Below are 14255 nucleotides of genomic sequence, written 5' to 3'. Positions count from 1 at the left end.
TACTTTATTTGACAATTTTTTAAGCATATTCTCTTATTTGAGTTTTTTCATTTGTCCAAAATTTAGTCACTTTCCTCCCGTTTTATATACCTTCTCCTTAACATGTTGAAAATTTGCACAAATTATTTGTGTTTTTCAGAAAAATTTTAGTCGTTACGCATATTCCTTTCGGCAATATGATATAGATATGGCCGCTATACACCATTGAGTTTGACTTTTTTTGCCAAAGCCTGTAAACTAAGGCAAGGCAAGAATCTCCCGGATTTGGGAAGTTTGCAAATAAAGAAATACAACAAATAAGGAGAGCATATATGCGACTTAGAAATATACCCCGCGCCGAAGGCGTGTTAAAAGAGTGCAGTCAGGTTATCGAGACTCCGGAAGAATTCCGTGGTCACTGGGCATCTGATGTATTCCAGAATGACTACCCGGTCCACATTGAAATCGGCATGGGAAAAGGCCGTTTTCTCATGGCACTGGCTCAGAAAAATCCACAGATCAACTACATCGGAATCGAGCGCTACACAAGCGTCCTTCTCCGTGCTGTGGAAAAGTTAAACATATATATAGAAGAAAACGAAAGCACTCTGCCAAACATTCGCTTCATTTGTATGGACGCACAGGACATAGCAAATGTGTTCGCTGAAAATGAAGTTGACCGGATCTATCTGAATTTCTCCGACCCATGGCCGAAAGCCCGCCATGCAAGAAGGCGCCTCACATCACCGGAATTTTTTGCACGTTACGACAAGTTGCTTGTCCAGGACGGACAGGTAGAATTCAAGACAGATAACCGTGATCTTTTTGATTTTTCCGTTGAGTCTTTAGGGGAATCCGAAACATGGGGCATTTCCGAATGTACTTATGACCTGCACCATGATGAAATTATGAACGTTGGAAATATTATGACAGAATATGAAGAGAAATTTTCATCCATGGATCACCCGATCTGCAAGCTCATTGCTAAAAGAAGATGTCTGCTGTGACTTTCTTAGCGCTACAGCGCATATATTATTAATGAGAAAGCCTTCGGAGTCTGTTCGCCATGAGCCGAAATTGTCATAACAAAAAAAACTTCCGACAAAAGTTTTTTGAATACACTTATCGAAATCGGTGTCTGCATAGGTGGATCAATTGTTTCAGGAAATCCCTGAAAGAAGTATATGATATTCTGAACCACGGTTCTGACTGCCGAAGGCACTGATCAGAAAGGTTGATTTGATGTTACATTTAACTGCAAAAAATTTTCAAATAGAAGTAAAAGATACCTCTCTCCCGGTCGTCGTTATGTTCTACGCTATCTGGTGCGGGAAATGTGCCATGATGAAGCCGGTCGTGGAGGATATCGAAAAGAAATACGCCGGAAAGATCAAGTTCTGCGAAGTCGAAATTGAAGAATCTGCAGTACTCGCCGCAGAATACGCTCCGGAAATCGTCCCGACATTTGTTCTCTTCAAAGATAAAAAGGCAATCAGTGTCATGGGTGGAATGGTGGATGAACACACATTTGAATCCAGAATGCTGGAAATCCTGTCTTAGTCCACAGATGTACACAAGCCGTAACAAAATCTTTCGAAATAGTTAAGAATTTTTTACTTTTTACTTTTACACAAGTATGCTATTATTGGGGGTACAGAAAGGAGATGTGGCGTCTGACACCACAGGATAATTATGAGTATGAAAAAATTAAAAAGGGTTCTGCCGTTTAGCCTGGCAATAATTCTGGCATCTGTAAGCCTGCCGGTAACTGCCCTGGCTGACAGCGCAAAAGTAGTCACTCTCGGAGCGAACTTATCCGACGAGCAGAAAGCTTCTATGTACAAATACTTCGGTACTTCCGCCGATCAGGTAGACACGATCGAAGTCACGAACACAGACGAAAGAAAATATATGGAAGGGATCGCAACCGAATCCCAGATTGGTACAAGAACATATAGCTGTTCTTATGTTGAGCCGACAGACAGCGGCGGAATTCAGGTAAAAGTCGCAAACCTAACATTTGTAACAAGTTCTATGATCGCCAGTACACTTTTGACTTCCGGCGTTGAGAACTGTAACGTTGTTGCCGGATCTCCAATTGAAGTATCCGGAACCGGTGCACTGACAGGTATTATGATGGCTTACGAAAAAGCCAGTGGGAAAGAACTTTCCGAAGACCAGAAAGCAACTGCAACAGAAGAGCTGGTAACAACCGGTGACCTCGCCAAGGATCTCGGTCAGGATACAGCATCTGATCTGATCAACGATGTCAAAGAATCCGTTATTGAAGATAAACTGACTGATCCGTCCGATATTCAGGACGCGATTTCTGACGCAGCCGATAAGCAGGGAATTACACTGACCGATGACCAGCTTGCAAAAATCACAAGTCTGATGGAATCTATTTCCCAGTACGACTACGATGTCAAAGCACTGAAAAAGACTCTCGACAACCTGGACGGGAAATCTGGAGGATTCTTCAGCAACTTGTGGTCCTCCATCAAAGGCTTCTTTGGCGGAGATAGTTCTGGCGGTGGAATTATTAACAATACGGATGATGCAGCACTCGGAAATGATGCAATCATCGACAGCACATTAGATGCCGTAAAAAGCAAAGCAAACGATGCCGTAAATCAGGCAAAAGACGAAGGTCTCTGGGATAAAATCGTAGGATTTTTCAAGGATCTGTTCGGAGGCGATGATACCGAAAACTCCGATAATACAGATAGCACTGACGCAGTCGAAGAAAATACGAACAACAACACCGATACAGGCAGCACCGACAACAATGCTGATAACGACACTTCTACAAACGCAGAATAAAATTAATTCATAACTTTAGCAGGGAGATGGAATAATCAAATTCCATCTCCCTGTTTCTCTTCCACACCTCTCTTATTATACATTTTAAAATTCAAAAACTGCTACCCCATACGGCGGCAATTTGTATCCAAATGAATATGGTCTTCCATCACATTCTTTCTTCACGGCATGATAAATGTTCTGTCTCTTCTCGCCATTTCCGCCATATTTCACATCGTCACTGTTCAGAATCAGCTTATACTGCTTCTTTCTAGGAACGCCTACACGGTAATCTTCTCTTGCCATCGGTGTGAAGTTGATCACGAACAAAAGGTTATGCTTTCCATCTTTAGAATGGCGGATAAAACTGTAAATGCTTCTGTATGCATCATCTGCATTGACCCACTCGAATCCTTCCCATGACTGATCCAGTTCATAAAGTGCCTGTTTCTTTTTATACATGTGGAGTAAATCACGCATCCATGACTGAATTGCCTGATGCTCCGGCTCCTCCAACAGATACCAGTCCAGTTCACGTTCCTCTGACCACTCGCGAAGCTGTGCAAAATCCTGTCCCATGAACAATAATTTCTTTCCGGCGTGTCCCATCATAAATGCATATCCTGCTTTCAGGTTCGCATATTTATCAAATCCAAGTCCTGGCATCTTATTGATCATGGAACATTTCAAATGGACAACCTCATCATGCGACAGTACGAGAATGTAATCTTCGCTGTACGCATAACTCATGGCAAATGTCATCATATGATGATTGTCTTTTCTGAAATACGGATCCAGCTTCATATATTCCGTAAAGTCGTGCATCCACCCCATATTCCACTTAAGGCTAAATCCAAGACCTCCGTCTTCTACATCTCCGGTTACCTTCGGCCATGCCGTAGACTCTTCCGCTATCATAAGTGCACCCGGATTTCTTCCAAGTACAACTGTGTTCAGATGCTTGAAGAAATCTACTGCCTCCAGGTTCTCATTACCTCCATACTGGTTCGGAACCCATTCTCCGTCTTTCTTTCCATAATCCAGGTACAGCATAGAAGCAACTGCATCAACGCGAAGTCCATCAATATGGAAATGCTCCACCCAGAAAAGTGCATTGGCAATCAGGAAGTTCCTTACCTCATTCTTGCCAAGATCAAATATCTTCGTCCCCCAGTCCGGATGCTCCCCTTTTCTTGGATCTGCATACTCGTAAGTTGCTGTTCCGTCAAACTCGGCAAGTCCATGCTCGTCCTTTGGAAAATGTGCCGGAACCCAGTCCATAATGACACCGATTCCATTTCTATGCAGATAATTGATCATCCACGCAAAATCTTCCGGTGTTCCATAACGGCTTGTCGGCGCATAATATCCTGTCACCTGATATCCCCATGATCCATCAAATGGGTGTTCTGCGATTCCCATGATCTCCACATGCGTATATCCCATATCTTTCATATACTTTGTAATTTCTTTTGCGAACTCACGATAAGTATAGAATCCCTCGTCCTCTGTGCCTGGGTGTCTCTTCCAGGAACCCATATGAACCTCATATACAGACATTGGTTCTTTTTTGTGGTTCCATTTTTCCCGTGCAGTCATCCAGGAACTATCGGTCCATTTCAAATTCTCAATATTCGTTATTCTTGATGCTGTACCCGGACGAAGTTCTGCATAATTGGCATACGGATCTGCCTTCATATGATACTCCCCTGTAATCGTCTCAATGCAGAACTTATACATCATGCCTTCTTTTACTCCTGGTACAAAGCATGTGTAAATTCCGATATACTCCGCCCTTGTCATAGGGTTTCTTGTGCGATCCCAGTCATTGAATTCCCCCACTACAGACACTGATTTCGCATTCGGTGCCCAGACAGCAAAATAAACTCCTTCCTGCCCTTCGTCGTCCACCATATGTGCACCCAGCTTCTTATAAATTTCGTAGTGATTTCCCTGCCCGAAAAGGTACTGATCTAATTCTCCGATTTCATAAGCTTTCCATTCTTTCTCCATAAACTTCCCTCACATTTCATCCGGATTTCAATATCTTAAGTATACCTTAGCGGAACACAAAATTCAATCTATGTCACTCGATTCCAGACAAAAAACAGGGATACAATTTTCTACAATTGTATCCCTGCTTCATCACTTACATTCACTATATCATTAAATTTTAAAATCTTCTTCCTTCAGAATAATGCGATCTGACGAATCCGTAGATTTTCCAAATACACGTCTTGCAAGATGCTTTACATTTGCTTTCTGTGAATGTTTAATTGCTTCATCCATGATTTCTTTTACTTCCGCAACTGTAACCGCATGATCTTCACGCTGCATTACATCAATTCGGCTGTAAAGTGCCAGAATTCCCATTTCATCAAGCTTATATCCATTTTCCTTCGCATAAGTCTGACCAAATGTTACTAACTCATCATTGATGAATACCGGAAGTTCAAGCTTAGAAGTGAATTTCTTTTTGAAATCCGGATTAGCTGTCATAATTCTCTCCAGAGGTTTTCTCTGATCTTCAAGAACAAAGAGAAGCTCTCCGGTCTTTCTTGACATCAATGCATTCAGTTCCTTGATTGTTCTGGAATTCAACTTACCAGCCTTTTCGATGATGATTGCTCCACCGCGAAGCTTCTGGATAATATTGCCAAGTTCCTTCTTATTCAGCGATTCACCTGTAACAATAGCAACTTTACCCTGTTTCAGATTTCTTTGTTTCTGGATTGCTTTTACAATATCTACTGCAAGTACTGTTTTTCCAGATCCTTTACGGCCAATAATCATTAAGTTACCGGTTCTTGAAGTTCCCTCTCTCTGGGCACGTCTGTCATTATCAAGTACTGCAACAATCTGTTCACTCATTCCTCTGACCGGTACGAAGTAAGAGAATAATTTCTTCTGCTCCTCTGTCAGTCCGGCTTTCAGTCCAATCTCACTGGTTGCACTTAAGTCATATCTTCCTGTTACAACAAATCCGGTATCAAATGGAACTCCGCTTCCTTTTGACTTCTTAATTCTGCGCTGAATCTCTTCCTCAGATGGTTCTTCAATTTCCAAGTCTCCTTCAAGGTCTTCCGGATCCGGAATCTCAGGAAGCTCATCTTCAAAGTCGTCTTCCTCGAAATCATCTTCCTCAAAATCATCCTCTTCCTCGAAGTCGTCCTCTTCCTCGAAGTCGTCCTCTTCCTCGAAATCGTCTTCCTCGAAGTCGTCCTCTTCCTCAAAGTCATCCTCTTCGTAATCGTCCTCTTCTACATAATCATCTTCATAGAAGTCATCGTCTTCCTCAAAGTCGTCTTCTTCCTCAAAGTCATCCTCTTCCTCAAAGTCGTCCTCTTCCTCGAAATCATCCTCTTCCTCGAAGTCGTCCTCTTCCTCGAAGCCATCCTCTTCCTCGAAATCGTCCTCTTCCTCGAAGTCGTCCTCTTCCTCGAAGTCGTCCTCTTCCTCGAAATCATCCTCTTCCTCGAAATCGTCTTCGTCCTCGGATTCATCTTCCGGGAATTCATTCCACTCTGCATCGAATTCCTCTACTTCTTCCTCATCTTCCTCCGGGAATTCATCTGCAAAACCATCTTCGTCAAAATCGTCTTCGTCGAATCCATCTTCCTCTTCAAAATCATCGTCTTCGGATTCCTCGTCTTCGAAATCATCCTCGTCTTCGGAATTATCTTCCGAATCATCCTGGTTTTCTGTTTCCGGAATTTCTTCATCTTCTTGTACTTCTTCGATTTCTTCTACAGCGTCGACTTCATCTTCTACTTCAAACTCTTCGTCCTCACCCTCAAAGTCTTCGTCTTCAAACTCTTCCTCTTCGAAATCATCTTCATCCTCAGAATCCTCGTCCTCCGTCTCCTCTTCTTCCGAAACTGCTTCAACAATCTCTTCTTCAGGTTCTTCTTCCGACTCTTCAGGTTCTTCCACAATATCGTCCAGCTCTTCTTCTGAAATAAACTGATCTACAATTTCTTCTTCAACAGATTCCCCTTCTGCTTTTGCAAGCTCCAGTTCCTCTTCTATATCAAAATTTTCCTCTTCTTTCTCCTGTGCTGTCACACGATCTTCCAGCTCTTCCACAAGCTGTCTGATATCATCAGAAAGCAATGCCTTTCTTCTTGCTTCCTCTGCCTCAAGACGAGCCTTCTCTTCCGCTTCACGACGAGCCTTCTCCTCCGCTTCACGACGAGCCTTCTCCTCTGCTTCAAGACGAGCTTTCTCTTCCGCTTCACGGCGTGCTTTCTCTTCTGCTTCCTGACGGGCTTTTTCTTCTGCTTTCCGTCTTGCTATTTCTTCTACCTCGCGTCTCTCTGCCTCAAGTCTTTCTGCCTCACGGCGGGCTTCCAGTGCTTCTCTCTCTTTTCTAAGTCGTTCTTCATCGGATGCTTTTTGCTTTGCAATCGCCTCAGCATTTACCTTCTGCTTGGCTTCCCATTCCATCAAGATGTCTTCAATCTTCATCTGACCTTCAATGCGGAGTTCTTCTTCTCGTTCCTCCATCTTCTTCTGGTCTTCCGGATTAATTCCACTCGCCATAGCCACGCCATTAGCCAGTGCTTCTTGAAGTGTCGCACCCTTCACAACTGTCGTAATAGACTTTTTTGGTCCTTCTGCCGCATGTTGAAGAATTCCTTCTAACTCTCTGACATTCCGAGCTTCTTCCGGAGTTTCCTTTCCGATTGGTTCAATGACTGGTGCTTCCATTTCTACAACTTCTGGTTCTTCTGAAACAGCTTCTTCCGGCTCTTCTGAAACTGGCTCTTCTGAAACTGGTTCTTCTAAAACCGATTCTTCTATCGGAACTTCTTTGTCTGCCTTGGCATTTTCTTCCATTGCCTTCAATGCTTCTCCAAGCTCTGCTGTCGGAATTCTTCTCGTTGCATCCAGACCATCCACAGTTTCTGTTGTATTGGCTCCTGATTCCTGCTGTTCTGCCTCCGCAGCTTCTGATGCTTCCTGCGCTGCTTTAATCTGTTCTTTTGGAATTGATACAGTATCCTGTGGAATACTCTTTACATCCTTAAGCGCAACTCGCTCAGGTTTTTTATCCACTGCTTTCTTAGGCTCTTTTTTCGGTACGCCTTTATACTCATCGTACTTTTCCTGTTGGAGTGGTGTCAGTGGTTTGTACTTCATCTTCAATTCCATTGCCTGATATACATATTTTCCTTCGCTGAACCACAAGATCAAATCGTCACATTCTTCCAGGCACTTTGAGGTCATGCCTGCTTCATGATATAGCTTTGCGAGCTCATACGCCCATTTTTCAATATATTCTGCCTTTTTAAATTCTTCCAGTGCCGAAATCTGTTCTGACAGATCAGACCCTTGTGCCTTCAAAATCCGATATTTCAAAATGAATTGATTCGGATCTCTCGGTGCCAGTTTTACAAATTCCTCATAACAGTCCGAAGCCTCATTCAGATCATTCAGTTTCAGGGCAAGTACTGCCAGACGATACACAACCTTTCTGCTGGACGGTGCTCTGTCAAATGCGATCATAAGCGTATCACGGCTCTTCTGAAACTCCCCGTTATTCTCGTAGATTTCGCTTACTGTATTTAACATTGCCGGGCTCTTCACCCTTCTCCAGTCTATTGTATCGGCAATTTCCATTGCTTTTCTAAATTGTTTCTTTTCGTAATGTTCGAGCATCTGCTCGGTTTTTACCCGATATTCATATTTATCCAATATTCTCACCTCAAATTTTTTGACAATTCTACAGATACAAGTTTATCATACACTAGTCTTATTGTCAAAAACATACGAGATTTTGTTACAAAAATGTTACAAAATGATATCGTCCACTTTTTTGAAATCTTTCAGGCTATACGCTTCTATAATATTTCCCTGGATAACATAAAGCGTATCTTCTATATAAATACCTCTTGTGATCCTCATATTATTTCCATTAATTTCCTCATGCATCGTACATGTAAATCCTTGTTTTTCGTCGTAAGAAAATGTATAGTACTCCCGGCCGCCTTCGCTGTCTGCAGCAAAACCAATCAGATTTTTCTCTGCATCTACTAAAGCTGCCTTATAATCATAAGAAACATCTGTATAGTACACATTTTCAATGACATAGGTCTGCTCCTCTTTCACATTTTTCGGATCAGAAATATCGAACATCGTCAATTTCACGCCATCTGTTGACATAGTTTTTTCATCAACATTCATCCCAATACCCAGTAGCTTATTTTTCCCATACGGATGCAGATAATCTGAAAATCCAGGTATCTTCAACGCTCCTATGATCTTTGGATTATTCGGATCCGACAGATCAACGGAAAATAACGGATCCGTCTCTTTAAATGTTACAAAATATCCTGCCTTTCCCATAAATCTTGCGGAGTACACCCTCTCATCTTCTGCCAGACCTTTGATGGAGCCAGTTTCTTTCAGTTCTTGATTCAAAACATAAACACTGTTCGTGTCGCCATCGGTCACTACAACTCTCAGATATCCATCATATTCATCAATAGAAAATGAATCATTAATATAGCCGTCTATTTTGCACTGTGCTCCAGCCGTCAATTTCCCACTTTCATAAGAAACTTTTCGGATTGTCGTCACATCTTTTCCGGAATATTGCCACACATTTTCATAAAAATAAATATTATCGTTGCTCACATATAAATTACCACCGTCTGCCAAAAGTGCCTTACTGTGCGCTGTCTCATTTGGATTTTCCAGAGAAACTGATGTGATGATCGAATACATATCTGCCTTTGAAATGGACGGAAGACAGATATCTGTTTCTTTAATCAGATTATCGTTTACAAGTGGTATATAGGACTTCGGATTCTTCGCCGTTATACCATCACGTGTTACATAATAATCACTGAATAAGTATAAGTATCCATCTGCAATTCTTGAAGAATTGTAATATCCACTCTGACTGACTCTGCCAACTTCTTTTGGATTTTCCCGGTCTGAAATGTCATAAGTTACTGCGGTCGTATTAGCCCTCTGACCATATCCATAATCATCATCATTCCATTTGCCGCCCACATAACCGTCACACACTACGATTAATTGATTTCTTTCAATATCCAGATACATTTCCTGGATTTCAGAAACATCTTCCACTGTTATAGTCGCCGTTTGCTTCATCCGATTATCGCGGGTATCTATAATGGCAATCTGATCGCTCTTATCTTTTAACACGTAAAGGTATGTTCCATCTGTTTTAGCTGTATCCCCCTCATCCACACCTTCCTGACGTACATTTGTCTCAGAATAAGAACCGCTTGCCATTCCGGTGTCCGCTGCTGCAGTACTGCTTTCTTCAATATTCTGTGCTGCATCTCCGCTTGCCTTACTGTCAGCTGATTCATCGACTCTTATATCATTCAATGATCTTGCCCCGTTTGAAGTGTATGCACTGTCTCTTTCCTGATCTTTCTTATATTTTTCCAAATATGCATAGACATCCTTATATTCCGCCGCACTTTCTACTTTCGTACTGTCACTGATCGTCACATCACTGCATGCTATCTTATCATCTCGAGTCGCGTCTTCCATTTTAAAATAATTCTGATATACCATCACTCCCACGATCAGCACCAGGCATGCTGCTGCCAGCCCACCGATTCTCGCCGGAGTCCACACTTTTTTCTTCTTTCCTGCAAGCTTTGCTTCAATCTGTCTCGGTTCAAGCGCTTTCGGCACCGGAACCTGTTCTGACTTTTCCTTTATTTTCCGAATCATGTCCTGCTCATTCTTATTCATAAAATGTCCTCCCATCCAACACACACTGCATCTTCTCCAGCGCCCGGCTTCGTTTTACCCGGACAGTTCCCGGCTTCAGGCTTAGGATCTTCCCGATTTCTGTGCTGTTATAACCGCCAAACACTGACAGCCCGACTATCATTTGCTCTTCTTCTGAAAGAATAAAAAATGCATTTCTCACATCCATCGCAAGTCCTACATCTTCTTCATGAATTCCTTCCACCTGTCCTTCCGGGAAAAAATCTTCTGTCTGCTGTATTCCTTCTTTCGCCACCTGTTTCAATCTTTTCTTACATGTATTTGACAAAATTGTAAAAATCCAGCTCTTGAAAGCTTCTTCTTTTCGAAGTTTATGTATATGTTCATAAGCAGATAACACTGCCGCACTCACCGCGTCTTCTGCCTCATGCGGATCACGCATCAGACAAAGCGCGTAGCGATAGAGGTCTTGATAGACCTGCTCATATAGCTTTGAAAATGCTTTTGCATCACATTTCATTCTTTTTCCTCCTCAATTTGTTTTTCTCAAGAAGTTCTCCACACTCCTCCATTGACTTATCCAATTGCCGTTCCCCAATACCCAGTGTAAAAAGTATTATTACTTCTTCTACATATAAGAGTCCCAAAATATCCCAAGTGTTACAAAAAGGCGTCACTTTTTTTCATAAGTGCCGCCTTTTATTTACATTCGTTTATTCAATTATATTACCGCCGAAAATACTGCGCAAGATAAAATTCAGCGTAATTCCCAGTGCAACGGAACATAGAACGTGAATTTTACCTATCGGATTATTTAGCCCTTATAATAATTAATCAGACAACCTTTGAGAATAATCTCTCTTTCTGCGTCTGTCATATCTCCAAGTGTAAATGTGACTTCTTTCAATGTATCTCCGACTACATAAGCTTTGATCTCTGCATCTTTGTTTTCCACTGCTTTTCTGATTTCCGGTACAAAGATATAATCGCCATTTTTGAAGCTTAATTTCTTGTCGTCTTCTTTTGTGATAAATGGAAGCATTCCCCAGTTGATCAGATTGGAGCGATATCTTTTTGTCGCATATTCATTTGCAATATTCGCCCAGCCACCGAGCACCTTCTGACAGGAAGCTGCCTGCTCTCTTGCTGAACCGTCACCTGGTTTTACTGCAAAGATCGTACTTCCGACTCCGATATTTCCTTTTCCTGCTTCCGGATATTTCTCCTGGATCTTTGCCATAACCGGTTTTAATTCTTCCAATACCTCTAACGGACATTCGCCTGCTTCGATTGCTTTCTGTGCTTTCTGTACTTCCTTTGCACGTCCCACATATGCAGGATCTTTTCTGGAAAGTGCAAACTCTGCCAGTCCAAGTGGATTGGATCTGTAAGAAGATGTTTCTCCAGATGGGATCAGCTCATCTGTTGTTGTAACCGGATCATGAATCTCTGATACAACTTTCAATACCAGATTCTCCGGAAGTGCTGACATTGCCGGCCAGTCTTTGATATTCGGTCCGAACTTGATCTTTGTATCCGGATCAGCCACACCATGACTGTCAAATACACGATTTGCATAAATCTTCTGGTCAAAGTGGTATTTCTGTCCCTTGTATTCTACGTCCATATCTGTTGCAGGTGTCAGGAAACCTTTATTTGCTGCTGTTGCTGCAATTGAACGGGCATCCATAAGTGCAACGGATGCAATCTGTCCACTCTGAAGCTTGGAACCTTCACGGTTCGGGAAGTTTCTTGTAGAGTGGCGAATAGAAAATGCGTTATTTGCCGGTGTATCTCCAGCTCCAAAGCATGGTCCGCAGAATGCTGTTTTTACAATTGTTCCTGCTTCCATAAGATCCGCAACTGCACCGTTTTTCACAAGTTCCATATAGATTGGTGTACTTGCCGGATATACACTAAATGTAAATTCATCTGAGCCAATGTAATGACCTTTTATGATGTCTGCTGCTGCGCAGATATTTTCAAATCCACCACCGGCACATCCTGCGATGATTCCCTGATCCACATAAAGTTTTCCATCAATCACTTTATCCTGAAGTGAATAATCCACAGCACCATCCAGGCTCACCAGTGCTTTCTGCTCTACATCGTGAAGCACGTCTTTCAGATTCTTACGTACGTCGTCGATTGTATATACATTTGACGGATGGAACGGCATTGCGATCATCGGACGTATCTCGCTTAAGTTCACATAGACCATACCATCATAATATGTAACTGCACCAGGATTCAGTTCTTTGTAATCTTCACTTCTGCCGTGGATCTCATAGAACTCCTTAATCTTATCATCTGTTTTCCAGATAGAAGACAGACATGTTGTCTCCGTTGTCATAACATCGATTCCGATACGGAAATCAGCACTTAACTTCTCCACACCTGGTCCAACAAATTCCATAACTTTATTGTTTACATAACCATTTGCAAATGTTGCGCCGATAATTGCAAGTGCCACGTCCTGTGGTCCGACGCCTTTGATCGGCTCTCCGTCCAGATAAATTCCAATCACACCTGGCATCTTAATATCATATGTCTTATTCAGGAGCTGCTTTACAAGTTCCGGTCCGCCTTCACCCATAGCCATCGTTCCAAGTGCTCCATAGCGGGTATGGCTGTCGGATCCAAGGATCATCTTGCCGCCGCCTGCCAGCATCTCACGGGCAAACTGGTGAATAACTGCCTGATGCGGCGGTACATAGACACCGCCATATTTCTTCGCACAAGTCAGTCCAAACATGTGGTCATCTTCATTAATCGTTCCGCCGACCGCGCAGAGTGAGTTGTGACAGTTCGTCAATACATATGGAATTGGAAACTTCTCCAGTCCTGAAGCTCTCGCTGTCTGAATAATTCCGACAAATGTAATGTCATGAGATGTCAGCTTATCAAATTTGATCTGCAGTCTCTCCATATTGCCTGATGTATTATGAGCGTCCAGAATTCCGTAAGCCATTGTCTGCGTTCTGGCTTCCTCCTTGGATACCTCACGGCCTGTCTTTGCCTTTACTTCTGCTTCGTCTGTAATGATCTCGGTGCCATTTACCAGATATGCACCACCGTCATATAATTTCAACATGTCTAGTCCTCCTGATTACCTGTAATTATATTCTTCTGAATAATTACGTTTATTTCCAGATTGTATACATGTATATATTAGCACATCACATGACATATGTCCAACCATTTATTCACCCTTTTTCATTCCCTTTTCTTCAATACCTTCTGATAAATTACACATATCATTCAACTCCTCCCTGATTTTTTCATCTACTGGAATATCTAACTCTTCATAACGAAAGCTTTACCTTTAATTAATTACTGTCTCAAATTTAAAATGTCAAAACGCCTTACATTTTAGCTACTAAAAACACAAAATATTATTTTATAAATATTAACCAAATACCCTAAAGAGGAAGATTCCACAAATCCTTCTTATGAAATCTTCCCCTTTTGTTACTTAAATCTTTTTAAAAGTCAGACCTTTTCTTACTTTTCTTTTTCAACTGCTTTCTTAACAGTTTCCACAGGTACTCCTAGTATCTCAGAAACCTTTTCCAAATCACCGATATTTTTATACGCATTACAAATGAGTTGTTCTGTCACTTCTTCTGTTACCTGATCTCTTACTTCCTGAAATTCTTCTGCCATCAATTCTTTTAATGCTTCACACATACTCGATTTTACCGTTACTGAAAACTTATAAAAAGTTATAAACTTCTATGTTTCATTCCTACTTC

At 41.9% G+C, this 14255-nt stretch carries 9 protein-coding genes; 3 read left to right on the top strand and 6 right to left on the bottom strand.

Translation table 11 applies throughout. The features are described 5' to 3' along the window. The first annotated feature begins 311 nt into the window (after positions 1–311). From trmB to LI149_RS10670, 3 genes are all read left to right on the top strand, one after another. Positions 312–986, top strand: coding sequence for a tRNA (guanosine(46)-N7)-methyltransferase TrmB (gene trmB / locus LI149_RS10680; RefSeq protein WP_173789500.1), 675 nt, complete (start codon positions 312–314; stop codon positions 984–986). 235 nt (positions 987–1221) lie between these two features. Further along, complete coding sequence (locus LI149_RS10675) at positions 1222–1539, top strand: co-chaperone YbbN (protein ID WP_118145428.1); 318 nt, start codon at positions 1222–1224, stop codon at positions 1537–1539. Positions 1540–1677: 138 nt separating this feature from the next. Beyond that, entirely contained in the window at positions 1678–2802 is a 1125-nt protein-coding gene (locus LI149_RS10670) for a DUF1002 domain-containing protein (RefSeq protein WP_227143338.1), read from the top strand. Positions 2803–2886: 84 nt separating this feature from the next. On the opposite strand, the gene glgB is transcribed toward LI149_RS10670, so the two are convergent. The 6 genes from glgB to LI149_RS10640 all read right to left on the bottom strand — a co-directional run bounded on the left by glgB (position 2887) and on the right by LI149_RS10640 (position 14190). Next, a complete protein-coding gene (glgB, locus tag LI149_RS10665; RefSeq protein ID WP_005335073.1) occupies positions 2887–4794 on the bottom strand; it encodes a 1,4-alpha-glucan branching protein GlgB in 1908 nt (635 codons plus the stop codon). Between the two features lie 153 nt (positions 4795–4947). Beyond that, the gene (locus tag LI149_RS10660; protein WP_227143342.1) at positions 4948–8442 is read right to left on the bottom strand and encodes a hypothetical protein; all 3495 of its coding nucleotides are present in this window, start codon (positions 8440–8442) and stop codon (positions 4948–4950) included. Between the two features lie 132 nt (positions 8443–8574). Then, positions 8575–10521, bottom strand: coding sequence for a beta-propeller domain-containing protein (locus LI149_RS10655; RefSeq protein ID WP_227143337.1), 1947 nt, complete (start codon positions 10519–10521; stop codon positions 8575–8577). After that, a complete protein-coding gene (locus LI149_RS10650) occupies positions 10514–11020 on the bottom strand; it encodes an RNA polymerase sigma factor (protein WP_168933499.1) in 507 nt (168 codons plus the stop codon). Before LI149_RS10650 ends, LI149_RS10655 begins: the two co-directional genes overlap by 8 nt. A 294-nt stretch (positions 11021–11314) precedes the next feature. Next, entirely contained in the window at positions 11315–13594 is a 2280-nt protein-coding gene (locus LI149_RS10645; protein ID WP_227143336.1) for a hydratase, read from the bottom strand. Between the two features lie 410 nt (positions 13595–14004). Beyond that, on the bottom strand, positions 14005–14190 hold the full coding sequence (locus tag LI149_RS10640; protein WP_168933497.1) for a hypothetical protein: 186 nt from the start codon (positions 14188–14190) through the stop codon (positions 14005–14007). Positions 14191–14255: the final 65 nt, after the last annotated feature.

Origin of the sequence: Dorea sp. 210702-DFI.3.17 (genome assembly GCF_020560825.1) — a bacterium.
In the GTDB taxonomy this organism is placed as follows: Bacteria; Bacillota; Clostridia; order Lachnospirales; family Lachnospiraceae; genus Dorea; species Dorea formicigenerans.
The sequence above is the reverse complement of the archived record's forward strand: the minus strand, read 5'-3'. Positions and strand labels throughout refer to the sequence as shown.

Bases quoted from the DNA above. Each gene is read 5' to 3' on its own strand.
- glgB (WP_005335073.1), bottom strand. From the start codon at position 4,794: ATGGAGAAAGAATGGAAAGCTTATGAAATCGGAGAATTAGATCAGTAC.
- LI149_RS10655 (WP_227143337.1), bottom strand. From the start codon at position 10,521: ATGAATAAGAATGAGCAGGACATGATTCGGAAAATAAAGGAAAAGTCA.
- LI149_RS10675 (WP_118145428.1), top strand. From the start codon at position 1,222: ATGTTACATTTAACTGCAAAAAATTTTCAAATAGAAGTAAAAGATACC.
- LI149_RS10650 (WP_168933499.1), bottom strand. From the start codon at position 11,020: ATGAAATGTGATGCAAAAGCATTTTCAAAGCTATATGAGCAGGTCTAT.
- LI149_RS10640 (WP_168933497.1), bottom strand. From the start codon at position 14,190: ATGTGTGAAGCATTAAAAGAATTGATGGCAGAAGAATTTCAGGAAGTA.
- LI149_RS10645 (WP_227143336.1), bottom strand. From the start codon at position 13,594: ATGTTGAAATTATATGACGGTGGTGCATATCTGGTAAATGGCACCGAG.
- LI149_RS10660 (WP_227143342.1), bottom strand. From the start codon at position 8,442: ATGCTCGAACATTACGAAAAGAAACAATTTAGAAAAGCAATGGAAATT.
- LI149_RS10670 (WP_227143338.1), top strand. From the start codon at position 1,678: ATGAAAAAATTAAAAAGGGTTCTGCCGTTTAGCCTGGCAATAATTCTG.
- trmB (WP_173789500.1), top strand. From the start codon at position 312: ATGCGACTTAGAAATATACCCCGCGCCGAAGGCGTGTTAAAAGAGTGC.